The sequence below is a fragment of the Flavobacterium sp. N502540 genome (assembly GCF_025947365.1).
In the GTDB taxonomy this organism is placed as follows: domain Bacteria; phylum Bacteroidota; class Bacteroidia; order Flavobacteriales; family Flavobacteriaceae; genus Flavobacterium.
This window is the reverse complement of sequence record NZ_CP110012.1, coordinates 2,611,522-2,637,484: the sequence shown is the minus strand read 5'-3', so window position 1 is coordinate 2,637,484 and position 25,963 is coordinate 2,611,522. Positions and strand designations below refer to the sequence as shown.

The 25,963-nt window shown below is 34.6% G+C and carries 25 protein-coding genes and 1 tRNA gene; 7 read left to right on the top strand and 19 right to left on the bottom strand.

Annotated features, from left to right (window positions below):
• Window positions 1-56: 56 nt before the first annotated feature.
• Entirely contained in the window at window positions 57-269 is a 213-nt protein-coding gene (locus OLM58_RS11450) for a hypothetical protein (protein WP_017497003.1), read from the bottom strand.
• Window positions 270-839: 570 nt separating this feature from the next.
• On the opposite strand from OLM58_RS11450, the gene OLM58_RS11445 reads away from it, so the two are divergent.
• Together OLM58_RS11445 and OLM58_RS11440 are read left to right on the top strand one after the other, a co-directional pair.
• A complete protein-coding gene (locus OLM58_RS11445; RefSeq protein ID WP_264532377.1) occupies window positions 840-1,307 on the top strand; it encodes a hypothetical protein in 468 nt (155 codons plus the stop codon).
• Between the two features lie 469 nt (window positions 1,308-1,776).
• Window positions 1,777-3,027 carry a TMEM143 family protein gene (locus OLM58_RS11440; RefSeq protein ID WP_264532376.1) on the top strand — a complete coding sequence of 417 codons (1,251 nt, stop codon included), beginning with the start codon at window positions 1,777-1,779 and terminating at the stop codon, window positions 3,025-3,027.
• On the opposite strand, the gene OLM58_RS11435 is transcribed toward OLM58_RS11440, so the two are convergent.
• Window positions 3,024-3,260, bottom strand: coding sequence for a hypothetical protein (locus OLM58_RS11435; protein ID WP_264532375.1), 237 nt, complete (start codon window positions 3,258-3,260; stop codon window positions 3,024-3,026). The genes OLM58_RS11440 and OLM58_RS11435 overlap by 4 nt on opposite strands.
• 328 nt (window positions 3,261-3,588) lie before the next feature.
• Here OLM58_RS11435 and OLM58_RS11430 point away from each other — a divergent pair, with 328 nt between their 5' ends.
• Window positions 3,589-4,053 (top strand): DUF962 domain-containing protein, encoded by a 465-nt coding sequence (locus tag OLM58_RS11430; protein ID WP_264532374.1) that lies wholly within the window; start codon window positions 3,589-3,591, stop codon window positions 4,051-4,053.
• Window positions 4,054-4,123: 70 nt separating this feature from the next.
• Window positions 4,124-4,315: a hypothetical protein gene (locus tag OLM58_RS11425; RefSeq protein ID WP_264532373.1), complete on the top strand. Its 192-nt coding sequence runs from the start codon at window positions 4,124-4,126 to the stop codon at window positions 4,313-4,315.
• A gap of 318 nt (window positions 4,316-4,633) precedes the next feature.
• On the opposite strand, the gene OLM58_RS11420 is transcribed toward OLM58_RS11425, so the two are convergent.
• The gene (locus tag OLM58_RS11420; protein ID WP_264532372.1) at window positions 4,634-5,575 is read right to left on the bottom strand and encodes an AraC family transcriptional regulator; all 942 of its coding nucleotides are present in this window, start codon (window positions 5,573-5,575) and stop codon (window positions 4,634-4,636) included.
• A gap of 155 nt (window positions 5,576-5,730) precedes the next feature.
• Between OLM58_RS11420 and OLM58_RS11415 the strand changes: the two genes are divergently transcribed.
• Complete coding sequence (locus OLM58_RS11415; RefSeq protein ID WP_264532371.1) at window positions 5,731-6,471, top strand: hypothetical protein; 741 nt, start codon at window positions 5,731-5,733, stop codon at window positions 6,469-6,471.
• 84 nt (window positions 6,472-6,555) lie between these two features.
• On the top strand, window positions 6,556-7,086 hold the full coding sequence (locus tag OLM58_RS11410) for a hypothetical protein (RefSeq protein ID WP_264532370.1): 531 nt from the start codon (window positions 6,556-6,558) through the stop codon (window positions 7,084-7,086).
• Between the two features lie 150 nt (window positions 7,087-7,236).
• Here the strand turns inward: OLM58_RS11410 and OLM58_RS11405 are convergent.
• The 16 genes from OLM58_RS11405 to mraZ all read right to left on the bottom strand — a co-directional run bounded on the left by OLM58_RS11405 (window position 7,237) and on the right by mraZ (window position 24,793).
• A tRNA-Arg gene (locus OLM58_RS11405) sits at window positions 7,237-7,310 on the bottom strand.
• 80 nt (window positions 7,311-7,390) lie between these two features.
• On the bottom strand, window positions 7,391-7,840 hold the full coding sequence (locus tag OLM58_RS11400; RefSeq protein WP_089077735.1) for a GatB/YqeY domain-containing protein: 450 nt from the start codon (window positions 7,838-7,840) through the stop codon (window positions 7,391-7,393).
• A gap of 206 nt (window positions 7,841-8,046) precedes the next feature.
• Complete coding sequence (gene ftsZ / locus OLM58_RS11395) at window positions 8,047-10,074, bottom strand: cell division protein FtsZ (RefSeq protein WP_026110047.1); 2,028 nt, start codon at window positions 10,072-10,074, stop codon at window positions 8,047-8,049.
• An 84-nt stretch (window positions 10,075-10,158) separates the two neighbouring features.
• Window positions 10,159-11,580: a cell division protein FtsA gene (ftsA, locus tag OLM58_RS11390; RefSeq protein ID WP_017497013.1), complete on the bottom strand. Its 1,422-nt coding sequence runs from the start codon at window positions 11,578-11,580 to the stop codon at window positions 10,159-10,161.
• Between the two features lie 6 nt (window positions 11,581-11,586).
• Window positions 11,587-12,309 (bottom strand): cell division protein FtsQ/DivIB, encoded by a 723-nt coding sequence (locus OLM58_RS11385; protein ID WP_264532369.1) that lies wholly within the window; start codon window positions 12,307-12,309, stop codon window positions 11,587-11,589.
• A complete protein-coding gene (murC, locus tag OLM58_RS11380; protein WP_264532368.1) occupies window positions 12,296-13,645 on the bottom strand; it encodes a UDP-N-acetylmuramate--L-alanine ligase in 1,350 nt (449 codons plus the stop codon). The genes OLM58_RS11385 and murC overlap by 14 nt, the downstream gene beginning before the upstream one ends.
• A gap of 129 nt (window positions 13,646-13,774) precedes the next feature.
• Complete coding sequence (gene murG, locus OLM58_RS11375) at window positions 13,775-14,866, bottom strand: undecaprenyldiphospho-muramoylpentapeptide beta-N-acetylglucosaminyltransferase (protein ID WP_264532367.1); 1,092 nt, start codon at window positions 14,864-14,866, stop codon at window positions 13,775-13,777.
• 115 nt (window positions 14,867-14,981) lie between these two features.
• Window positions 14,982-16,295: an FtsW/RodA/SpoVE family cell cycle protein gene (locus tag OLM58_RS11370; protein WP_264532366.1), complete on the bottom strand. Its 1,314-nt coding sequence runs from the start codon at window positions 16,293-16,295 to the stop codon at window positions 14,982-14,984.
• A gap of 88 nt (window positions 16,296-16,383) precedes the next feature.
• The gene (gene murD, locus OLM58_RS11365) at window positions 16,384-17,715 is read right to left on the bottom strand and encodes a UDP-N-acetylmuramoyl-L-alanine--D-glutamate ligase (protein WP_264532365.1); all 1,332 of its coding nucleotides are present in this window, start codon (window positions 17,713-17,715) and stop codon (window positions 16,384-16,386) included.
• A gap of 58 nt (window positions 17,716-17,773) precedes the next feature.
• Window positions 17,774-18,136, bottom strand: a complete 363-nt coding sequence (locus OLM58_RS11360; RefSeq protein WP_264532364.1) for a four helix bundle protein — start codon at window positions 18,134-18,136, stop codon at window positions 17,774-17,776.
• 44 nt (window positions 18,137-18,180) lie between these two features.
• Window positions 18,181-19,416, bottom strand: a complete 1,236-nt coding sequence (gene mraY, locus OLM58_RS11355; RefSeq protein ID WP_264532363.1) for a phospho-N-acetylmuramoyl-pentapeptide-transferase — start codon at window positions 19,414-19,416, stop codon at window positions 18,181-18,183.
• Between the two features lie 100 nt (window positions 19,417-19,516).
• Entirely contained in the window at window positions 19,517-20,980 is a 1,464-nt protein-coding gene (locus OLM58_RS11350) for a UDP-N-acetylmuramoyl-L-alanyl-D-glutamate--2,6-diaminopimelate ligase (RefSeq protein WP_264532362.1), read from the bottom strand.
• Complete coding sequence (locus tag OLM58_RS11345) at window positions 20,977-22,986, bottom strand: penicillin-binding protein (RefSeq protein WP_264532361.1); 2,010 nt, start codon at window positions 22,984-22,986, stop codon at window positions 20,977-20,979. Before OLM58_RS11345 ends, OLM58_RS11350 begins: the two co-directional genes overlap by 4 nt.
• The gene (locus tag OLM58_RS11340) at window positions 22,977-23,324 is read right to left on the bottom strand and encodes an FtsL-like putative cell division protein (RefSeq protein ID WP_264532360.1); all 348 of its coding nucleotides are present in this window, start codon (window positions 23,322-23,324) and stop codon (window positions 22,977-22,979) included. Before OLM58_RS11340 ends, OLM58_RS11345 begins: the two co-directional genes overlap by 10 nt.
• Window positions 23,325-23,436: 112 nt before the next feature.
• The gene (gene rsmH / locus OLM58_RS11335; RefSeq protein ID WP_207544137.1) at window positions 23,437-24,345 is read right to left on the bottom strand and encodes a 16S rRNA (cytosine(1402)-N(4))-methyltransferase RsmH; all 909 of its coding nucleotides are present in this window, start codon (window positions 24,343-24,345) and stop codon (window positions 23,437-23,439) included.
• Window positions 24,320-24,793 (bottom strand): division/cell wall cluster transcriptional repressor MraZ, encoded by a 474-nt coding sequence (gene mraZ, locus OLM58_RS11330; RefSeq protein WP_017497025.1) that lies wholly within the window; start codon window positions 24,791-24,793, stop codon window positions 24,320-24,322. Before mraZ ends, rsmH begins: the two co-directional genes overlap by 26 nt.
• A gap of 377 nt (window positions 24,794-25,170) precedes the next feature.
• Between mraZ and OLM58_RS11325 the strand changes: the two genes are divergently transcribed.
• A complete protein-coding gene (locus OLM58_RS11325; protein WP_017497026.1) occupies window positions 25,171-25,935 on the top strand; it encodes an alpha/beta fold hydrolase in 765 nt (254 codons plus the stop codon).
• The last annotated feature ends 28 nt before the right edge of the window (window positions 25,936-25,963 follow it).

The following is a 25,963-nucleotide window of genomic DNA, read 5'->3' as shown; positions in this document are numbered from 1 at the left end:
AAAACTGTTTTACCAACAGTAAAAAACAAAAAACAATAAAATTTATCATATTCTAATTATTCTAATTTTACACAAGTATATCCTAAACAATTCACATAATCGATAATATTCTCAGGCTCTAAATCAATGCCTTCTATACGCAATATTTTATCACAATCTTCTAAGTCAAAGTTGATTTTATAATCCGGAAACTGGCTTTGAATAACGGCAATGACATAATTTTTATCTGCCTCTTTTTGCACATTTGTTTTAAAAACTTCAACAACCATATCTTTCTACTTTAATGACACATAAAATGATCAACGAATTACGGAATCAAGCTGAATTATAAACCTGTTATAAAATGAATCATGGAAAATCCCCAATCTAAATAATTCGGGAGCTTCCTGATAATTACAAATAACTTAGACGTTCGTTCTTAATTTCTGTTACACGTAGATCTAAATTTTATAAACTCTAACGCATAAAAAACGAATAACTGAGACATAATGCTCTCTTTTCAGGCAATTTCAGGTTTAAAATCCGATTGCCTTAACTTGTAGATTCTCTTGAGATTTGAGGTGCCTAAATGTAAGCAAAAACTTTCTGAATCAGATTCTGCACCCGAAGAAATTATTCTTTTTTCATAAAAAAATAAAAAAACAAAGCCGCTAAACGAGATTCTGGTCAAATATCTGATACAGAAAGGCATTTTACATTTATACGCTAAAAAACAAATGTTTTCTCTCTATAAAATTCCCTCAAATTCTCAAAAAAACAATCTGCTTTAAAAATAATTTTCTTACATAAAAAAATTATCTTCGCAAGACCAAACAACTTTAACCTAAATTTTCGGAAAAATGCCTTTTTTTAGTTTTCTATTTAAAAAATCAAATTCAGGATGCCCAAGATGTCTTGGGAAAGGTTTTGTAGACTGGGAAGACATACGGCGTTTAAACAAACAATTAAAATGGGCACCGGGTCCTTGTGCTTATTGTAACGCTTCAGGAAAAGCTACCCCAGAAATGCTTTCGAATGTGGCTGTAGATACGACTTACCTCACTATTGATTTACCGGAATCTGAAATAGAAAAAATAAAAAATGGTGACGAAGAAACTATTGAAAAAGGCAAACTGCGAGAACTTTTTGTGGAAAGCATTATTAAATATACCGAATACCATTACGTGAATAAAAATATGGATGCGCAAAGTATTGCAGATTTGTACCTGAGTACGGAAGATGAAAAAGCACCATTTTCGGTAGAAAAAGAAAATCTGATACAATACATTCAAAAAATAATAGAATTAAAAAATTCTAAACTGAGTTAATTCTCAACAAATGCTGCTTTAAATACACCAGAGCAAACAAATTGAAAAAAATGACCTTAAAGCAATAACATTAAAGAGAAATATATTTTTAATCTTTGATTCTTTTAGACAAAAAACGCAAAAAACAGGTATAAATACGTGTTGCTAAAACTTTCTTAAGTGGTAGTTTTGCCGCAAATAATTTTTATTTTAAACTGTAGTTTTCTTAAGAGAAAATTATAAAATATTGTCATTTTTTTTGGAACAATTAAGTGAGCTTTTTAATCGATGCCAACGATTAAAAGTCTCGCTTTTTTTTATCACAGTTTTCAATTGACAAGAAAACGCTCCTTACTTTCTGGCGAAAACATCCGAAAAGATTTCTTTCTTGATGATCATCGAACAAATTTTAAAAGCCTGTTATAATAAACAAAATCACTTTGTATCTTTGTATCTTTGAGCCTTAAAAAATAAGCCCCTAAATATCTCTATGACACGAGAACACCATATTCCCTTCAACAAGGAATTTCTATTGGAACAACAGCTAACTGCCTTTGCCGAAGACTCGAAGAAAACGGATGATTTCAGAAAATTATTTGATATCATCGAACACTACTTCCATTACGAAGCTTTTAATCTTAATCGAAATCTGAAGCAAAACTACGCTTTGTTTGATCCTGATTTAAGTCTGAAAGAACGTGAAAATTTTATAGGTAAAAGTGATTTCAACGTTTTCAAAGAAACATTACTTACGGTATTAGAACAGGGGAATTATCGTAGAATAGATCAGGAAACACTGAATAAAGCCTTTGAGGATTCAGACTTAATCGGTTTGAAGCTTTCAATTGATTTCAATGCCTTTAAAGACTACGAATTATACGTTCGGGGACATCACAAAGCAAAAGAAAAAATTCGAAAATATTTTTTTTGGAAGAAAGAAATTGAAATTGAATATTACGATCGTGTTCTGATTTATCTTCATTACAGCGAAGCCGACTATATTAAAGAAAAAAAAGTAAAACTGGGGAAAATGCCTATCGAACCGGGTTCGGTTGCTTTAAAGATCTTTAAACGTGTTACAAAAAATGATCTCGAAACTATATTCCCAAATGCTATTCCGAGAATGTCTGCCAAAGATAAGTTGTTCTTTTGGGTTCCGGGAATTGGAGGCGGAATTTCACTTTTAAGTACAACTGTAATTCCTGCTTTGATTGGTATGTATGGCGCGTATCAATCGGGAGAAGCTATTGATTTATTAAACAGCAAAGCCTCTTTAAATCAGGGTTTAATTGCACTGGGTATTTTATCCCTTTATTTGTTCCGTCAATACAGTAACTTTGTCAATAAAAAAATTAAATACTCTAAAATCCTTTCGGACAGTCTTTACTTTAAAAATCTCGGAAACAATAGTGGCGCTTTCTATTCACTGCTAAATTCCTCTGAAGAAGAAGTACTGAAAGAAACTATTCTGGCTTATACCTTTTTATACAAAACCGAATATCCCATTACCGCCGAAGAACTCGACAATCAAATTGAGTCCTGGTTTACAGCAGCACTGAATACAAATCTGGACTTTGATGTACAGGATGCTTTATTGAAATTAAAAACTATGGCGTTAGCTACTGAATCGAATGGTAAATGGAGTGTGGTGCCATTAAATCAGGCATTGAGAACCATTGATGCATTATGGGATAATGTTTTTGACTACAATCAAAAAGTAGAAGCTTCTGAATGCAATTAATTACAGAATTTAATAATCAACAATGCTATAAATGAGAAGAAAAAAGCAAGGAGAAGAAGTATACTAAAAATTAGTTTTGCAATTTCAACTCGATTTTCTGATAAATCATTTTGAATCCATGTATGATTGCATAGCTGTAAACCATCTACCATTGTTTGACCATCATTTTCTTTTCCATGATTGATTACATAAATCTTTACAATCTCCTCTTCTTTGTTTTCTATTTGATACATAACTATTTGTTTAATAAGTTATTTAATTATTGACAAAATTAGAAATGAAAAAAAAGACGGCACACTTAATAAAGCTCTAAAACTATCATAATAAGACAAATACCCCCGTTTTTTACGTATTTAATCTAAAATTTATCATTTTTTCATTATTTTTTCTCGAAAACGAAGTACTTCTTTAGTGCCAGATTAAAAGCAGATCTGCAGCGTTTTTAATTCAAATTTCATCTCTGTGCCTTCTTAAAAACTAAGATTATATATTTTTAAGAATAGTCGAAACTGATAAAACTAAATGTTTTTTTAGTAGATTTACGACACTAAACCCAAAACAATGAGAACATTAGAACAATGGTTTGATGAATACGCCGTGAGTCATCAGAACCCAAAGAATAAGGCGATACATTATATTTGTGTACCAGCGATCTACTTTTCGATAGTTGGACTGTTAATGAGTATTCCAAGTGATTTCATCTCCAATACCTTAAAACTGAACGCTCCTGTTCTGGAAAACTGGGCTGCTGTTGTTTTAATTTTTGTACTTCTTTTTTACATTCGTCTGTCGGTAACGATGGCTTTGAAAATTGCTGTTTTTTCGGCAATTTGTTTGATTGTAAATTACTATATCGGACAAGTTTTACCATTATGGATGTTTTCTGTTGGCGTATTTGCAGTTGCCTGGATCGGTCAATTCTACGGACATAATATTGAAGGAAAAAAACCTTCTTTTTTGAAAGATTTACAATTTCTAATGATTGGTCCGGCCTGGGTAGTCGAGAATTTATTTTCCAGAAAATAAATTGAAAAACGCAAAATAGTTCTCACTTTAATAGGAACACTAATTGGCTTACTTATAAAACATTAAAAAAATGGAAAACAAAAAAGCATCATCATTTATTTTTGCAATTATTGCAATCATCATAGGAACAACTTTGTACAAACAATTTGACTTTGAAAAACTAACTTTCGAAAAACCGACTTTAGCAGCACTTTATATCATCGTGTTTTTATTCTCTATTTTCGTTTTGATCAAAAATGCAAAAAAGGGATCTGCAAAATAACGGAGATAAAATTTCGTGCCTCAGATATCAGATCGTTTTCGAATGAATTATTAAAAAAAAGCCTGAGAATATAAATTCTCAGGCTTTTTCTATAGCATCATAACGGTATGAAATTTAAACCAATTGCCAGAAGATCAAAAAAAAATAAAATATTTATTTAATGTCTCTATTCTATTCCGGCAAGGCCTTATTTCAAATACCCTCATTTACTTTTTTAGAAATAATTTATTCTAAAATTAAATTGAAGACCATTACCTGTAACAGAAAATGTGACAATAAATGACAGTTTCATAAATTCGAATTTAGAAGTTATTAATCCTATAGTAATTTTATTGGTATATAGATATCGATAATATGAAGGTTTTCGGGATGCAGTTTAGGATCATTTAAATGACTTAAAAAGAAATTTCTATTATCGGGCTGGTAACCATTCTCTTCAAACCAAACTTCGTATATGTAATTCCAGGTTTTAAAGCATTCTGACATTGGTCCTTCTTTATGGAAAATAGCATATAACCCTCCACTAATTATTGTATTACCCACTATCCCCTCTCCTACTATTTTCTCAGGAACAGACAAACAAACATCAGCCTGAAGCATTCCTGATAAATTTGCATTACTTCTGTAAACGGTTAATGCTTTGGTTTCAGGAAAATTTACTAAATTTCTTGGAGTAGCCCAGCTAAAAAGCTTTTTAAACATCTCTTCAAATGTTTCACTATCATGACTGTGGATATTGAGATTTCTGATGTAAATAACATTAAATGCCTCAAGATTTTTAACTTCAAAATCAAGTTTCTTAATTTCACTCATTTCAATATTTTTTAAATTATTTAATTTGAGTGCAAGGTAGTTTTCGATTTCAGACTGCATTTTTCCAATATTGCTATCTATTATACGAATATTGCTATTTTTATACTGTTCCCGCCATTCGCTTGGTGTCATCTGTTTTACTTCACGAAAACTCCTTGAAAAAGAGGAAACGCTCAAAAAACCACAATCATTAGCTATTTCACTAATTGTCTTTGACGGATTATTCATCAGGAAAAACAGAGCCCTCTCTATCTTTGCATTTTTAATAAATTCATTGATTGTTTTTCCTGTAACAGACTTAAAAATTCTATGAAAATGAAACTTTGAAAAGCTGGAAAGAGCAGCCAGTTTTTCTAAAGAAAGCTCTTCATGAAGATTTTCCTTAATGTAATCTATACTTTTATTGATTCTAAAATAATACTCTTTAATAGACTCTTCCTTTGTCATGTTTTTAATCTATAGTATATATGTTAAATATCATTTACAAATGCAAACTAATATTGAGACAAAGTTATGGATGTATTAGACATTTTTTTATTCTTTTAAAGTCCTTTTCTGAAGCAAAATTATTAATACATTTATCCAACAATAAAGATGAAAAAATGAGTGACAGAATATTAAAAGACATACGCTTTTATGAAAGTGAAAAGCAAAATATTGAAGGGCAAAGCATTCCTCGACAACTAGGTAAGCTTTTCGTACCAACAAAAGATACAAATTTTATAGGACAACGAATTGCCAGAAAATTAAACGAACTAAAATTCACTTATGGAGAATTTGATCATATATACATCAATTTAACAACCGTATTAAAGGAAAATGAAATTGTAGTTTCGAATAGAAACGTTGACAAAAGAATTAAATATTTAGATTTTGGAATTAACGTTGAAAAATTACAATCACTTTCCGATAGTGAAAAAAACAGTCTAATTAAATCAATAACATTCCAAGCGCTGAGAAAAATAAGTAATGATTTAAATTTGGCATTAGTGGATCAAACTGAGAAGCTTATTTCTGAGTTGGATACAGAAATAAAAATTCATTTTAAAACAAAAGAAACCAAGTCCTTTAAAATTGATATTTATTATCAAATTGAAGTCAAAGAAATTGGAACAATGGCTGTGATTGAATACAAAGACAAGAAGAATAATTTTTGCGGTTCAATGAACTATAAGCTTCAATTCTATGAGGATATTTATACCTTGATTGATACAATTAGTATTGCAAAGGGTTTGATAACTTTAAAACCCAAAAAATCTTTTACCGCAGACCTGAATAATAAAAGATATGAAACTCCAATACAATTAGAATTGAGCGATTTTAAGGTAATTGTAGGTGTGTAAATGGTTTTACAATTGTAGTATTACTAAAATAATGCGCCTATATATATTTGAGAATAGACAAAGGTTAGTAGTATAAGGTTATTTATGACAGACTATATCAATAAAGAAGATAGACAATTAGCAGCTTCTCTTGTTCGAAAATATTTTAACGGAGAAATATCAATATATAACTTGTTTGATAACTTCCCAAATTTTGAGAATGATTATAAGATACGGGCTCTATTTTATAGAATTGAAAACAAACCTAAAATAGGATGGTTATTTGGTATTTCAAAGTCTGAATATAAAAAATTCTTAGACGAAACTTACAATATGATTGAAGAATTGGAAAGTGATCATTTGCGTTTTAAAACAATGAAAAGTCTGCTTGAAATGCTTTGGTTACAATCAAACAATTGTTCGGAGCAAATACAAAATATGAGTAATTTAATATTCGAAGTGTCAAAAATGACGAGTAATTCTAAAAAGGAGGTTGTTAGATACCTAAATTTACTTTTGGAGAAAAGGTATATTGAAAATATTTCGATGGAGCCTCTTTTATATCAATTTACATTAAAAGGAAAAAATATAAAAACGGATTCTGAAATAGAAGAATTAATAAAAAACGCCACATAACAGCTCCTACAACGAATTTGGATGATAAAGGTTCGAACCGAAATCTCCTTAGAGTATAGGCATTTATAAAACTAGAATAAAATCTAAAAAAAAAATCGAACCACAAAAAAAGCCTAAGAATCTACATTCCTAGGCTTTTAAAATTTATAGTGACCCCGGAGGGGTTCGAACCCCCAACCCTCAGAGCCGAAATCTGATATTCTATCCAGTTGAACTACGAGGTCAATATTGTTTACTATTCCATTTTTTTAAATTCCAAATTCCAGGTATAAGGCCGGAATTTGGAATTTAAATATTGGAATTTTTAAGATAATAATTTCTTTACAATTGTAGAAATGGTTTTCCCTTCAGCTGTTCCGCCCAATTGTGCAGAAGCCAATCCCATTACTTTACCCATTGAAGCAATTCCCGAAGCTCCAGTTTCAGCAATGATTTTTGCTACTACTGCTTCTACTTCTTCTTCACTTAACTGAGCCGGTAAAAACTTCTCAATTACAGCTACCTGAGCCAATTCAGGCTCTGCTAAATCAGGACGATTTTGCTCTGTAAAAATTCTGGCGCTTTCTTTACGGGTTTTCACCAATCTCTGAAGCAATTTAATTTCATCGTCTTCCGTTAATTCTTCTTTAGAACCTGAAGCCGTTGCAGCCAATAACATTTCAGACTTAATAGCTCTTAGTGCTTCTAAACTTACTGTATCTTTTGCTTTCATGGCGGTTTTAATCTCGTCCATGATTAGTGTTTGTAAACTCATTTTCTAATTTTATTTAAATAAGCCAAGGCTTATAGATTGATCGATTACATTTAAAATTATATTTTCTCCTTCGCATAAACTGACCAATAAGATTCACTTTAAAAACCTATTTATGAAGTCAAATTTTAAATTCTGTGCGAAGATAAAAAAAATAACCCGAAAATTAAATCCAATTTTCGGGTTATCCAATTATTATGATTTTAAAACTAGTCTACGTTGTCGTGCAAAAACGAATTGTTTGAACGCAATTGCAAATCGTTGTTACTGTCTGTTCCAACCGAAATTCTTGAATTTGTGTTGTTTGCTTGCGAATTAGACAAATCGATACCTAATCTTTTGTAAGCAGGTTCTTTCTCCAATTCATCAATTCTGGACACATTATTATGGAATTTATAATTAAATTCTTTTAATTTTTTTCTTCTTTCTTCAGCTCTTAAACGTAAAGTCTCTTCAATTGTCAATTCCATTGGAGACACATTTGCCGTTGTGGAGTAATCCGGTTCAACAGCGAAATCAGGTCTTGGTTTCATGGTGATATTTAATTCCGCCGGAATTACTTCTTCTACCACTTTTTCAACCGGTTTTGACGTCATTAAATCGTTTTCAACTTCCATGTATTCCTCTAAAGAATACTTGATAACTCCTTTATCAGAAAGTTCGGTTACCGGTACAAATGAAACCGGATCATTTACTTTAATATTACGAGTTTCATTTGTTAATTCGAATAAAACTTTAGTTTCTTCAACAACCGGCTCTTTCCTAACTTCTGGCTCAGATCTGAAAATTGGTAAATCAAAGGAGAATGTCGTTTGTTCTTCTCTTTCGAATGTTCTTTGCTGCACTTGCTGAACAGGTTTTATATCCTGAAAAGCTTCGGCTTGCGGAGTCGTAATCGTAAAATCGATATCGGTTATAGGCGAAACAATTTCAAACGTAACATCCAGATTTTTGATAAACTCAGACATCACTACCAATTCTTCCTGATTCATGGTTGGAGTAGCTGCCACCGGAGCAACTTCAAATGGTGTAGCTGCAACTGGTACAACCGGAGCAGGAGTTACGGGAGCAACCGTGTCTTCATCGTCCATTAAATCAAAAACAATTTTTTCTTCTGATTTACTAGTTGGTGTATCAATTGTTAAATCAAAAGAAGTAACCGATTTATTGGTTAGATTATGAACACTTCTTTGCTCATCTTCTAAGGTATGAATGATTTTTTTAGGCTCTGTATTAACGATATCATTTTGCTGTTCAACATCAAAACCTGTCGCAATAATAGTTACGGCAATAGCCTCACCAAGAGTCTCGTCTTCACCAACTCCCATGATAATATTGGCATTGTAACCTGCTTCAGCCTGAATATGATCGTTGATTTCCCCAATTTCATCCAAAGTAATTTCATTAGATCCAGAAACGATAAGCAACAATACGTTTTTGGCTCCTGTAATTTTATTATCATTTAGCAACGGAGAGTCCAATGCAGCAATAATAGCTTCCTTAGCTCTGTTCTCGCCTTCTGCAACAGAAGATCCCATGATCGCTGTTCCACTATTCGAAAGAACAGTTTTAGCGTCACGTAAATCGATATTTTGAGTATAGTGGTGCGTAATTACTTCAGCAATACCTCTTGAGGCCGTTGCCAAAACTTCATCCGCTTTAGAGAATCCGGCTTTAAAGCCAAGATTTCCGTATACTTCTCTTAACTTATTATTGTTGATCACGATTAATGAATCGACCTGCTTACGCAATTTCTCAATTCCTAAAAGTGCCTGCTCCTGACGTACTTTCCCTTCAAACTGAAAAGGAATAGTCACAATACCAACGGTCAGAATCTCTCTTTCTTTAGCTAATTGTGCAATTACCGGAGCTGCACCTGTACCTGTTCCACCCCCCATACCAGCGGTAATAAATACCATCTTAGTACCACGGTCTAACATTTTTTCGATATCAGCGATACTTTCTATAGCGGATTGCTGCCCTACATCAGGATTTGCTCCTGCACCAAGACCTTCCGTTAAGTTCATCCCTAACTGAATCTTATTAGGAACCGAACTGTTCTGCAGTGCCTGTGAATCGGTATTACAAACGATAAAATCTACGCCTTTAATACCTTGTTTAAACATATGGTTGATAGCATTACTACCACCTCCACCTACACCTATTACTTTGATTACATTTGATTGGTTTTTTGGTAAATCAAATGAAATACTTCCAAATTCTGAGTTGCTCATCATCTTTTTGGTTTTTGAAATTCTTATTTAATACATTTTTTACTTCTTGACTTGGGGCCAATAAAGTAATCCTTTTCTTTTATTATCTTATTCAGCGTTGTCTAAAAAATCCTTGATTTTATCGACATATCGGTCAAAAAATGATCTTCTGATTTTTGTTTCTGTAGATTCTTCCTTAGAGACGCTGTTTCTAACTTCTCTGGTTTCTTCGATAGTTTCTACTCTTTCAACGTAGTTTTCTTCAACTTCGTATCGCTGTTGCACCGGCTGTTGTATCGGCGGCGGTACATTTCTGTAAACCACTTTTGGCTGATCGTTTACAATCTCCATTCTAACAGCACTTTGCGTACTATTTTCGATACTGTTCATTACTAAACCAACTGCGGTTGCAAATAACGGACTGGAGATTTCTTCGCTGGAATTTCCTGCCAGGTGCTCGTTTGGATATCCAATTCTCGTATCCATTCCTGTAATGTACTCTACTAACTGCTTGATGTGTTTTAGTTGCGCACCTCCACCTGTAAGCACGATACCGGCAATTAATTTTTTACGCGGATCCTCGTGTCCGTAAGCCTTGATTTCTGCAAAAACCTGCTCTACAATCTCCACCACACGGGCATGAATAATTTTAGATAAGTTTTTAAGCGAAATTTCTTTTGGCTCTCTTCCTCTTAATCCCGGAATAGAAACAATTTCATTGTCTTTATTTTCTCCCGGCCAGGCCGATCCGAATTTTATTTTTAAAAGCTCTGCTTGTTTTTCGATAATCGAACAGCCTTCCTTAATATCATCTGTAATTACATTTCCTCCAAAAGGAATCACTGCTGTGTGACGGATAATACCATCTTTAAAAATAGCTAAATCTGTTGTCCCACCACCAATATCAATCAACGCTACTCCGGCTTCTTTTTCTTCCTGACTTAAAACCGCATCAGCAGAAGCTAAAGGCTCTAAAGTTAATCCAGACAATTCGATTCCTGAACTCTGAATACATCTTCCCACATTTCTGATTGAAGAAGCCTGCCCCACTACAACGTGAAAACTGGATTCTAATCTTCCGCCATACATTCCGATTGGCTCTTTAATCTCAGACTGCCCGTCGATTTTAAATTCTTGTGGCAAAACATGAATAATTTCTTCTCCCGGTAACATCGCCAGTTTATTTACCTGATCGATCAAAAGCTGAATATCTTTTTCGCCAATTACTTCTTCCGGATTATTACGGCTGATGTAATCGGTATGCTGTATACTTCTGATGTGCTGTCCGGCAATCCCTACCACCACATCTTTAATTTTATAACCTGAATTATTTTCTGCCTCAAGTATTGCTTGCTGAATGGACTGAATGGTTTGCGTAATGTTGTTTACAACTCCTCTCGCAACTCCTAAACTTTTGGATTTACCAATCCCTAAAATTTCCAGTTTACCATACTCATTTTTCTTGCCTATCATGGCAACTATTTTGGTTGTTCCAATATCTAGACCTACTGCAATGTTATCTTTTTCCATTTTCTATTATTTTGTGCAAACTACTTGTTCCGTAAACCTAAGGTCAATTTTATTGTATTTGTATAACGAACTATCTAAAACCGCTTTTTGAAAAAAGGCTTTATAGTTATTAAATTTCTTATCAACATTCATCGTTCTGCCAAAATCGATGAAGTAATTATAATTTCTATTAAACATTTTTAAGCTACCATTAGGCATAATTTGTATTGCAATGATGTTTTTTTTCAAAAACGCATCGTCATAAATTGTGCGAAATAAAGCAGCTAAATCTTCGTTATTTTTTTTATTAATTGCCCCCGAAACAAGAGGAACTCTCGCAGTATAATTGTCCGACAAAGGCATTTTATTACCCTCATAGTCAATATAAAAAGATCGATCACCATCATAAACTCTTGCTATTGGTGTCTTCTGTTTTACTACTGCTTTTAGAACGCCATCGATACTTACAAAAACATCCGACTTTTCAATCATGTCTTGCTCGTTGAGGGTTTTCTCTATCTTATTCAAATCTAACTCATCTTTTCTAATACTGGAAGCGTCTCTTTTATTTTCTATCAACAATTTATTAACCGTTTCAGGCTTCACAAAAAGCGTATTTTCTCCTACAAAAACAACCATGGATTTTTTTAATTTTCGATCTCCATTTCGATGTTGAGCAAAGGAATATAAAAAAATAACCAGCCCTAAAATAAGTATCAAACGAATATTTGTCCAATTAAATATTTTCATTCAGCATTTTTTTAATTGAAGGAACCATCTCACCAAGATCACCAGCTCCTATTGTTACAATTATTGGCGCATCACTGGCTTTGATCTCCGCTAATAAATCATTTTTTGCAACAATTTTTTTGTTCAAATTTGTCATTTTTCCCAACAGCCATTCCGATGTAATCCCTTCCATCGGTAATTCACGTGCCGGATAAATATCCATTAAAAACACTTCATCAAACTGAGACAGACTTTCGGCAAATCCATCAGCAAAATCTCTGGTTCTGCTGAACAAATGCGGCTGAAAAATAGCCAGTACTTTACGTCCGGGATACAATTCAGTAACCGCCTGATGTACTGCATTTATTTCTGTCGGATGATGTGCATAATCATCTATATAAACTAAATTTTCAGATTTAATCTGATAAGAAAAACGTCTTCTGATTCCGTTGAATGAAGCAATGGCCTTTGCAATGGAGTCGGTCGGGGTGCCGAACGTTTTAGCCATCGCAATAGCCATCAGTCCATTCATTAAATTGTGTTTTCCAGGCAATCCGAAACGCAGGTCTGTCATCACTTCTGATGGCGTCTGCACATCAAAAACATAACTTCCGTTGTCAATACGAACATTAAAAGCCTTATATACAGCCTCTTCGTTTATAGCGCACTGAACACCTTCAAGAGGTAATTCTTTGGTTATAAACAACTTATCTTTGTCTTCTACTTTTGAAGCAAATTCCACAAACGAAGCCTCAATTGCATCACTGGTTCCGTAAATATCCAGATGATCTGCATCCATTGAAGTGACACAGGCAATATTAGGATGCAAGTGCAAAAACGAACGGTCAAATTCATCTGCTTCCACTACGGTAACTGTTTTTCCTTCTCCAATTAAATTCGAATTGTAATTCTCCACAATCCCTCCCACAAAGGCGGTTACATCTGCTCCGCTTTCATACAAAATATGCCCCAAAATACTTGAGGTTGTGGTTTTTCCATGTGTTCCTGCCACAGCAAAACAAAACGTATCTTTAGTGATAATCCCTAAAACTTCAGCACGTTTTTTAACCACATAATCTCTTTCTGTAAAATAATTCCATTCAGAATGTGTTTTGGGTACAGCCGGTGTAATAATCACCAGTGTATTCTCAATATAATAGTCCTTAGGAATCAAACCTATATTATCTTCAAAATGAATATCAATACCGCTTTCAATCAACTCGCTTGTCAGCATAGATGGCGTCTTATCGTAACCGGAAACCTGTTTCCCAATATTTTTAAAATAGCGGGCCATGGCACTCATTCCGATGCCTCCAATACCAATAAAATAAACGTTATGTATTTGATTTAAATTCATTTCTTTTTTTGCTTTTTTTTGCTTTAAGCATTACGCTTTAGACTATAAGCCTTCCACTTTTGTCTTTATTATTTATTCTTTCTTTCACTTTAGGCTTTAGCTATTAGCTTATTGCCTACAGCTTACAGCTTATCGCTGAATAAGCTTTACAATCTCAGCTACAATATCCTTTGTTGCTTTTGGTTTTGCCAGTTTTTTAATATTTGCACTTAATTGTTTTTGCTTCCCTTCATCTTTAAGTAAGGCTTCAAAAACAATACTAAATTCATTATCTAATTCTGATTCCTTCAGTAAAATAGCTCCTTTTGCATCTACGATTGCCTGCGCATTTTTAGTCTGATGATCTTCAGCAACATTAGGCGACGGAATAAATATAACCGGTTTCCCTACAATACACAATTCGGAAACCGACGAGGCTCCAGCACGTGAAATAATCACATTGGCAGCCGCGTATACAAAATCCATTCTTTCAATAAAATCAACCACCTTAACATTTTGCTGATTGTATTTTTTATATTCTTCAAAATACAACTTCCCACATTGCCAAATTATCTGAACGTCCTGCGAAAGAAAATTTTGCAATTCTTTTTCGATTAACTGATTGATTCTTCTCGCTCCTAAACTCCCTCCTAAAACCAACAATGTTTTTTTATTTGGATCTAAACCATAAAAAGCAACCGCTTCGTCATGCTTACTATCAATATCAATAAGATCTTGGCGAACCGGATTTCCGGTTAAAACAATTTTCTCTTTTGGAAAAAAACGCTCCAGATGATCATAAGCTACACAAATTGCATTGGCTTTTTTGCTTAGCAATTTATTTGTAATTCCCGGAAACGAATTCTGTTCCTGAATCACTGTTGGAATTCCGGCCGAACCTGCCGCTTGTAATAAAGGTCCACTGGCAAAACCTCCGGTACCAATTACAACATTTGGCTTAAATTGTTTTATGATTCGTCGTGACTCCAGCAAACTTTTTGCCAATTTTAACGGAAACATTAAATTTTGCAACGTAAGTTTTCTTTGCAAACCTGCAATCCAAAGTCCTTTGATTTCATAACCTGCCTGAGGCACTTTCTGCATTTCCATTTTATCTTTGGCTCCTACAAAAAGGAATTCAGCATCAGGGAATTGTAATTTTAATTCATTTGCAATAGCAATTGCAGGATAGATATGCCCTCCTGTACCACCACCACTTAATATGAATTTATATTTTGCCATGTTTTTTTTAGTTATGAGTTGTGAGTTATGAATTGTGAGTTCTCTCATAACTTATCAGCCTATTTCTCTACCCTCTTTCTTCTATTCTCTTTCTTCTATTCTCTCAGTTCTATACTTACTTATTTAAAACTGCATTCATCGGATTTCTGGAATTGTCTTCAATGGAATACATTCCCTCTTCTTCGTATATCTTTTCATCAGCAGGCAGATCTTCTTCTGCTAATTCTTTATCAATTAATCTTTGAAGGGCTTCTCTTCGCCTTTCTTTTTCCTCCTGTTCTTCAGCAACTTCCTCTTCTTTTTTCGTCACACTGATGATGATTCCAAGGGAGAAACAAGTCATCCAAATCGAACTACCTCCACTACTGATCAACGGAAGTGTTTGCCCAGTTACCGGAAGCAACTCCACTGCAACAGCCATATTGATCATTGCCTGAAAGATCATCGGAAACCCGAGTCCGACGACGACGAGCTTTCCAAATAAGGTATTTGCCTTGTGTGAAGCGATCACAAATCGGAACAATAATAATAAGTACAAAATCAATATTGCTACTCCACCTACTAAACCGTATTCTTCTACAATAATTGCATAAATAAAATCGGAAGAAGACTGTGGCAAAAAGTTTTTCTGAACGCTTTTTCCCGGACCTACTCCTCCTAATCTTCCTGATGCGATTGCAATTTTTGCTTTCTCAATCTGATAATCATCTTCATCCGGTTTATCGGTGGTAAAGTTTTCTATACGACTTCCCCAGGTACTAACCCTGCTAAAGAATCTGGAATCCGGGAATGCTTTTGCAACCAAAAGGAAAAACGCAAACATTGCAATTCCGGAACCGATGATAAAACCAATATATTTTAATGGATACCTGCCAATAAACGTCAACATAATTACCATTGCAAAAATCAACGCTGTGGTTGAGAAGTTCGCTGGTAAAATAAGCGCCAGTGTTATAAAAACCGGCAGCCAAAGCTGTATCAGCGATACCTGAAAAGGTTCATTTTCTTCTTTCGTTTTCGACAGATAACGCGCCACAAATATGAATAATATACTGGCCGCCAAGGTCGACGTTTGAAACGTAATTCCGATAAAAGGAACCTGAATCCAACGGCTCGCATTTGCACCTGCAATAACAGTTCCTTTCAACAAGGTATAAAGCAGCAAAAACCACACAATAGGCAGTGCAATTTTCGAAATCGCCCTGAAATAGTGATACGGCACGCGATGTACCCAGTAAATAATTAGGAAACCAATACAAACGTGAGCCAAATGTTTCACTAAATAACCTAATGTATTTCCGGTTCCATGACCTATATAGGCCAGATTACTACTCGCACTAAAAACAGGCATAAACGAAAACAATGCCAATAAAGCCACGAATGACCATATTACTCTGTCTCCTTTTAATTTGTTCACCAGCTCTTTCATAATCTTTTGTTTCAGGTTTCTTTTATTTCAGGTTTCATGTTACAAGTTTCAAGCTTCAAACTTGAAACATGAAACTTTAAACTATTTTCTACAAGTTATGAACGGCTTGCTTAAACTGTCTTCCTCTATCTTCGTAGCTTTCGAATAAATCGAAACTTGCGCAGGCCGGAGACAATAAAACAGCATCACCTTTTTCTGTTAAACGCTGTGCTGTTTTAACAGCGTCGTTCATATTATTTACTTCGACCATGATATCAACCACATTTCCGAAGGCGCTGATTATTTTATGATTATCAATTCCAAGGCAAATAATAGCTTTTACTTTTTCGCGAACTAATGACATCAGTTCGTTGTAATCGTTTCCTTTATCCACTCCACCAACAATCCAGACTGTTGGAACGTTCATACTGTCTAAAGCAAAGAAAGTCGCATTAACATTTGTTGCTTTTGAATCGTTAATATATTGTACATTCTGAATTTTAAGTACTTTTTCTAAACGGTGTTCAACACCCTGAAAATTAGATAAACTTTCGCGAATTGTTGCATTTCTAATTTGCATCAATTTCGCTACAGAGCTTGCTGCCATTGCGTTTTTCATGTTATGTTTTCCTTCTAACGCAATGTGTTCTGTGTCCATTGTAAACTCTTCTTGGTTGATCTTTATTTCCATTTTGTTGTTATTTATAGAAGCTCCTTCATCGAATGATTTCGTCAATGAGAAAGGAATTAATTTTGCTTTTGTTTTGTTGTTTTTTAACCATTCTGCACTTGCTTCATCATCTGCATCGTAAATGAGATAATCACTTTCAGTCTGGTTCATCGTTATTCGAAATTTCGAATCGATATAATTTTCATATTTATATTCATATCTATCGAGGTGATCGGGACTGATATTGGTGATGATCGCAATATCGGGTCTGTAATCTATTATTCCGTCTAACTGAAAACTGCTTAATTCAAGAACGTATGCATCGTATTTATTTTCGGCTACCTGCCAGGCAAAACTCTTTCCTATATTCCCTCCCAAACCTACATTCAAACCTGCTGATTTTAATAAATAATGTGTCAGCATAGTGGTAGTCGTTTTTCCGTTACTACCTGTAATTCCAATAGTCAATGCTTCTGTAAAAGGTTTTGCAAATTCTATTTCCGAAATCACTTTTACTCCCGCTGCTACCAATTTCTTTACAATTGGTGACTTTTCAGGAATCCCCGGACTCTTCATAACCACATCAGCATTTAAGATCAGATCTTCGGTATGCTGTTCTTCTTCCCAGGGAATTTTATTAATGATAAGAACTTCTTTGTAACTCTCTTTTATCTTTCCAAAATCTGACACAAAAACATCGTATCCTTTTTTCTTTCCGAGAATAGCAGTACCTACGCCGCTTTCTCCTCCGCCTAAAACCACTAACCTCATACTTTATAAAATTAAAAATTGAGAATTAAAAATTAAAAATCTGCTATACTCAAGACCTCTAATTATTTGCATTTTTCCCTTTTAAGGTTAATATAATTTTCGCTAATATTTTACATATTTCCTCTGCTTCCTTATGAATACTTTCGAATTCAACTGCAGAAATATAATCCGTTGCTTTCAAGAGTTTTAACCAATAAATTGTTTCTCTTGCTTCTTTATATGAGATTTCCAGTTTAAACAGAAACTCCCTATCAGAACGTCCTCCGATTGATTCTTCGATGTTTGCTCCAATAGAAGTCCCACATCTTAGAATCTGCTTACTCAAAACAAACTCTTTTTTTTCAGCCGTTAGATATTTATATAAATTGATAATTCTAACCGCGAAAAGAAAGGATTTATCCTGAATAATATTTTCTTTCATTTCTAAGAACTTTTAATTTTTAATTCTCAATTTTTAATTCAAAACTATCTTAGCTTTAAAGTAACAATTGACAATATGGCTAACATTACAGCAACAATCCAGAAACGGGTCACAATCTTACTTTCATGATATCCCTTTTTCTGATAATGATGATGCAGCGGTGACATCAGGAAAATTCTTCGTCCCTCTCCGAAACGCTTTTTCGTATATTTAAAATAAGTGACCTGAATAATTACGGAAGCACTTTCGGCAAGGAAAATTCCGCAGAATAAAACAATCAATATTTCTTTACGAACGGCAATGGCTAAGACGGCAATAATTCCACCAATGGTCAAACTTCCTGTATCTCCCATAAATACAGAAGCAGGAAATGAATTGTACCAAAGAAATCCAATTAAAGCTCCCACAAATGCGGATATAAACACGGTCATTTCTCCCGAATTGGGGATGTACATTATATTGAGATAATTTGAGAAAATAATATTCCCGGAAACGAATGTAAATATCCCGAGTGCGAGTACAGAAACCGCCGAAGTTCCGGCCGCGAGTCCGTCAATACCATCCGTTAAATTAGCTCCGTTTGAAACCGCTGTGATGATAAAAATAACCACCGGAATAAAAACCAGCCAGGCCCATTTTTCATACCCTTCACCTGTCCAGGCTAAAACTTCAGCATAATCAAATTCATTATTTTTTACGAAAGGAATTGTCGTTGCTGTAGATTTTTCTTCTACCGGTGCCGGCAAAACTATAGTCGAATTGTTTGTTGCTGTTTTAAAAACATCAGTTCTTCCTGTATCAGTTCGAACAGTTACCGCAGGATTAAAATAAAGTACAGATCCCACAATGATTCCAAGACCAACCTGTCCGATCACTTTAAAAATTCCTTTAAGTCCTTGTTTGTCCTTTTTGAATATTTTGATATAATCGTCCACAAAACCAATACTCCCCATCCAAAGCGTCGTTACAATAAGCAGTACAATATAGATGTTATGCAAACGAGCGAATAACAAAACCGGTACCAGCGTTGCAAAAATGATAATCAGTCCTCCCATTGTTGGAGTTCCTGCTTTTTCATTTTGACCTGCAAGACCTAACTCACGAACGGTTTCACCAACTTGCTGATTGCGTAAAAAGTTTATAATTCTTTTTCCGTAAATCGTTGACAAAAGCAACGAAAGCATAAATGCCAAAGCCGATCTGAAAGTGATGTACTGAAAAACTCCCGTTCCCGGTACATCTAATGTTTTGTCTAAATATTCAAATAAATAGTATAGCATATATCTTTGTTTATTTGGTTAATCGTTGATTTGTTTATTCGTTTATTCTTGATTTAATAATTATTCGATTAAACGAATAATCAATTCACCGGTTAAACTTTTATTTTCCTAATTGTTCTAAAATTTCCTTTACCGTTTCCATATCGTCAAAATGATGACGTACTCCATTAATCTCCTGATATGTTTCATGCCCTTTCCCTGCAATTAGGATGATATCATTGGGCTGAGCCAATTGACAAGCCGTTTTAATCGCTTGTTTTCTATCTGAAATTCTCAATATCTTTTTGTAATTATGAGCTTCAACGCCTTTCTCCATTTCATCTAAAATCACTTCAGGATCTTCATTTCTTGGATTATCCGAGGTTAAAATGGCCTTATCACTTAAATCTGTAGCAATTTTTGCCATTATAGGCCTCTTGGTTTTATCTCTGTTTCCACCGCAACCAACAACTGTTAACAGCTGCTCGTTTTTGGTACGGATATCATTAATCGTTTTTAAAACATTATCTAAAGCATCCGGAGTATGTGCATAATCAACTATTGCTGTAATGTTTCCTTCTGAAACAATATACTGAAAACGCCCCGAAACACTTTCTAAATCAGACAGTAAGCGCAACGCTTCAAGACTATCCATTCCTAACTCTACAGCCGTTCCGTAAATCGCTAAAACATTGTAAGCATTAAACGTTCCGATTAGCTTTACCCAAACTTCATTGTCATTAACTTTCAATAACAAACCCGACAACTGACTCTCCAGTATCTGTGCTTTAAAATCGGCATAGGTTTTTAAAGCGTAGGTAAACTTTCTGGCAACTGTATTTTGCAGCATTACCGATCCGTTTTTATCATCGATGTTGGATAAAACGAAGGCCGTTTTCGGCAAAGAATCAAAAAACGATTTTTTCACATCTCTGTATTCCGCAAAAGTTGGGTGATAATCTAAATGGTCGTGTGACAAATTCGTAAAAATCCCTCCAACAAAATGTAGTGCCTCTGTTCGTTTTTGGTGAATTCCGTGTGAACTCACTTCCATAAAACAATGCGTAACACCCGCTTCGATCATTTCGTTCAGATAATAATTGATCGTAATCGAATCCGGAGTGGTATGTGTTGCAGGAAATTCAGTTTCATCGATCCTAATTTTTACGGTTGACAATAAACCAACTTTAAAACCTGCTTTTTGAAACAACTGAAACAACAATGATGCAATTGTAGTCTTTCCGTTTGTACCGGTAACTCCAACCAATTTTAACTTTTCAGATGGATTTCCGAAGTAATTGGCCGCCATAAAAGCCAGAGCGGCATTAGTATCTTTTACTTTTATGTAGGTTATTCCTTTTTCAATATTTTCAGGCAACGTATCGCAAATAATCGCAATTGCACCTAATTTGATTGCTTTTTCAATATAATCATGACCATCTGAAAGTGATCCGCGAATAGCCACGAAAACATCATTTTCCTCAATTTTTCTCGAGTCAAAATCAATTTTATGTATATCGATTTCCGTTGAACCTGTTACAGACTCAATCGCTACTTTGTATAATATGTCTTTCAGTATTTTCACGATAATTCTAATACTATGATTGTGTTTTTACTAATATTTTGTCCGGGCTGAATAGATTGTTTTTTAACCTTTCCTACTCCGATAACTCTCACTTTTAAATCAAGGTTTTCTAACAATGCTACTGCATCCATACCCGGCATACCTTTTAAATTAGGAACCTGATTTATTTTTTTATTGGCTTCTGCCGTATATTTATTATAACTATCATCTTGTTTTGGAATTCTTGAGTCCAGTTTTTTTATTCTATTGGTTGACGGTGCATCTGTAAATATTTTTTGAGCGATTCTTTTAAAAACCGGCCCGGCAACATCTGCTCCGTAATAATTGTTTTTTGATGTATTAGGCTTATGCACTACTACTATACAAGAATATTTAGGATGTTCAGCCGGAAAATACCCTACAAATGAAGAGGCATAATACAAACCTGATTTCCCTTCTTTTCCACCATAATTAACCTGCGCTGTTCCGGTTTTCCCTGCCATCGAAAAATCTTTCGAATACAGTTTAGAGCCCGTTCCCTTTTTTACCACATTAAGCAATACTGCTCTTACTTTGTCGATGGTTTCCTGCGAACATACTTTTGAATTGATTACTTCTACATCAAACTTCTTAATCGTTTTGTTCCATTCTTTAATTTCCGAAACAAACTGTGGTTTAACCATAACTCCATTGTTTGCAACGGCATTATAAAGCGCCAGCGTTTGCATTGGCGTCACCGAAACCCCATAACCAAAAGCCATCCACGGAAGCGAAACTCCTGACCAATGTTTATCTCCGGGTTGTGGAATATATGGCCTTCCTTCTCCTTTAAAATGCAATCCCAATGTTTTATTTAATCCGTACGAATTAATATGATTTACAAACTTTGACGGATTGCTTTTGTAATTGTCATAAACCGCCTGAACCATTACGGTATTAGACGAAAGTTCGAAACCACGAGCCAGCGAAATTTTCCCGTAACCTCCTCTGTGCGAATCACGAACTGCACGTCCGTAATACCTCATTTCTCCTCCATGACTGTCAAAAACCGTACTTGTATCGGCTACTTTATCTTCTAAAATTGCCATTAAATCGACCAATTTAAAAGTCGATCCCGGCTCATGAGACTCGGCTATAGCGTAATTTGTAGTTTCATAGTACGATCCGTCTTCTGATCTTCCCAGATTTGAAATCGCTTTTACATGCCCCGTTTCGGTCTCCATTACCACTACACAACCATGATCGGCTTCGTAATCTTCTAATTGCTTTAATAAAGCATGATGCGCAATATCCTGAATAAAAACATCAATAGTCGAAATCACATCATAACCGTCTACAGGATCTACTTCATTTAAATCCCGAATAGGCTTCCATTGTCCTTTTGCAATTTTTTGCTTTAAAATTTTTCCGTCTTTCCCGTTCAGATAACTTTTATAGGCCCATTCGATTCCTTTACCAACTTCGATTCCGGTTGCAGGGTCAATTCGGTCATAACCAATGGTTCGTTCTGCAATTTTACCTATCGGATGTTTTCTAACGGTTTCCTGCTCAACAATTATCCCTCCTTTAAAAGCGCCTAAACTGAACAAAGGAAAACCTTTAATTTTCACATATTCGGTATAACTCAAATTGCGAGCAATCAGATAATAACGATTTTTATTAGCTCTGGCTTTTCTTAATTCCTGCTGATAATAACCTGCCGGTCTGTCTAAAACAGTAGCCAATGAATCGGATAACGCTTTTACGTACTTTTCAAAAGTCTCCGTTTTCGGTGCTTTAGCATCAAAACGAATTTCATAATTCGGAATCGATGTAGCCAATAAACTTCCATCAGCCGAATAGATATTTCCTTTGTTTGCCGGAATTACAAAATTTCTAACGGTACGCTGTTTCGCCAGTTTTCTGTAATAATCTCCTTCAACCCATTGAATATTGGTTAACTTAACAACAATAGCAATTGCCATCACAAAGATGAAAACTGCTACGAGGTAAATTCTGTAGGATATATGTTTATCTTCTACTGCCATATTCTTTTAAAGAAACTTTTTTCTTCTTCTTTTTTTACTTCTATTTTAATCGGAGGAACTGTGGATGGGAAAATTTTCTTCTCCAGCATTTTATCCGATATCGTCGATTCCATTTTTAACTTCATTAAATCTGAACGGCGATCTACAAATTCAGATCGCAATTCTTTTACTTCATTGTTCAATTTTGCGATTTCAAAAACCTTCTGTTCGTAACGCTGTGTATTGGCGATCATCAAAATGGCAAGCAGAATAATAAAAACAATGAAACGCCAGTTTTTTACTGCATCATCGTTGATCAGAAACCTTGCTTTTAATATATCAAATACACCACTTTTCATTTTTTCTACCTATATATATTATACTAGTCTGTTTAATTGCTGAATCGTCCCCCCCCTTTAACTGCTTATGATCAAACTCACATTTCACATTTCACAACCAACATCTCACAAACTATATCTTCTCAGCAATTCTTAATTTAGCACTTCTTGCTCTGTTGTTGATTTTAATCTCAGCTTCATCCGGAACAATCAGTTTTCCTATCGTTTTAAACGGAACTGAAAAGTTTCCGTAAAAATCTCTTTCTGGCTCTCCTTCAAACATTCCGTTTTTGATAAATCTTTTAACCAGCCTGTCTTCTAAAGAATGGTAAGAGATTACAGAAAATCTTCCACCCGGATTTAAAATTTCTAACGACTGTTCGATAAACTCTTTCAAAACATCCATTTCCTGATTTACCTCAATTCGGATCGCCTGATAAATCTGAGCCAATATTTTGTTGCGAACTCTTTCCGGTAAATATTTTGCCAGAACTTCTTTCAGTTCGTCTGTCGTTTTGATTGGATAACCTTGTCTAGCTTCTACAATTGTTCTTGCTAAAACCGGTGCGTTCTTCAACTCCCCATAATCAAAAAAAACACGACGTAAATCCTGTTCTTCATATTCGTTAACCACCCGATAAGCATTTAAATCATTTTTCTGACTCATCCGCATATCCAGTCCGGCATCAAATCTTGTAGAGAAACCTCTCTCCGGAACGTCAAACTGATGTGATGAAACACCCAGGTCGGCCAAAATTCCATCTACTCCTTTAACACCATGAAAACGCAAAAACCTTTTTATGAATCTGAAATTCTCATTAATTAAGGTAAACCGTTCATCCGGCAATGCATTTGCAAGCGCATCTTCGTCCTGATCAAAAGCAAATAATTTTCCGTTTGGTCCTAATCGTCTCAAAATTTCTTTTGAATGCCCCCCACCGCCAAACGTAACATCTACATAAATACCGTCAGGTTTAATATTTAAACCATCAACTGTAGGATGAAGCAAAACCGGATTATGATATTCCATTGTCGTCGTCATTAATATTTCCCATTACTTCTTCGGCTAAATCTGCAAAATCCATATCTTCGCCGCTTATTGATTTTTCATATAAATCCTTATCCCAAATCTCCACAATATTAACCGCAGATGAAAAAACCACATCTTTAGAAATACCCGAAAAGGTCACCAAATCTTTCGGAACCAGTAATCGTCCCAATGCATCAATCTCTACCACTTTCACACCTGCAGTAAACCTTCGAATGAAATCATTGTTCTTTTTTACAAAACGATTCAGCTTGTTGATTTTTTGCATCATCAGATCCCACTCGCTCATTGGATACAATTCTAAACACTGTTGAAAAACCGAACGCTTCAAAACAAATCCGTTCTGAAGAGAGGAAGTCAATTGCTTTTTCAAAGGTGCAGGCAACATCAGCCTCCCTTTAGCATCGACTTTACACTCATATGTTCCGACAATTGTGTTCAAGAAAATTCATTAATATGTTATAGGACAAAAATATAAAAAATATTACCACATTTTACCACAATGTACCACTTTGTTAATAAGTTTAACCACTTACGCCCCACTTCTCATAATCGGTAGAATATCAATACATTAACTAATTATTAACGAATTATCAATAACACTAATCATTCAAAAAAATTACGCGCTATTTTTCTTAAAAATTTAGCTATTCTGCCGATTTCTTAACATTTAAAAAACCCACAAAAAACACCACTTCGCTCTGATTTTTAATCACTTAGAAATTATACTAAAATTATCTAGTTAAAAAACGACAGCAAAAATCCTTTTTTATTTATTAAACCCTATATTTGTCCAAATTGAAATTGGCATTAAATTAAATGGACAAACACTACAAAAAAGAAGGCAAATACAGCTATTATGAAGCTGGAGAAGGAACTCCTATCGTTATTTTACATGGCTTAATGGGAGGCCTTAGTAACTTTGATGCTGTAGCCGAATATTTTCCAACAAAAGGATACAAAGTTGTGATCCCGGATTTGCCAATCTATACTCAAAGCATTTTAAAAACAAACGTAAAAAGCTTTGCCAAGTATGTAAAAGACTTTATCACTTTTAAAGGATTTGATCAGGTTATACTACTAGGTAACTCTTTAGGCGGCCACATTGCACTGTACCACACAAAGCTATATCCTGAAAAAGTTGCCGGACTGGTAATTACAGGAAGCTCAGGTCTTTATGAAAGCGCAATGGGTGACAGCTACCCAAAAAGAGGCGATTACGAATACATCAAAAAGAAAGCTGAAGATGTTTTTTACGATCCTGCAATTGCTACACCGGAGCTTATTGACGAAGTGTACGCGACCGTTAATGACCGTATCAAACTCATCAAAACTTTGACAATTGCCAAAAGTGCTATTCGTCATAATATGGCCAAAGATTTACCAAAGATGACTACAGAAACCTGTATTATCTGGGGTAAAAATGATGCTGTTACTCCCCCAAATGTTGCCGAAGAATTTGATAAATTATTGCCTAATTCAACTTTGTACTGGATAGACAAATGTGGACACGCTGCTATGATGGAACATCCTCAGGAATTCAACAAAATCCTGGAAGAATGGCTCGTTAAAAAGAATTTATAGCATCTAACTTTCGACTTTTAGGAGGTTT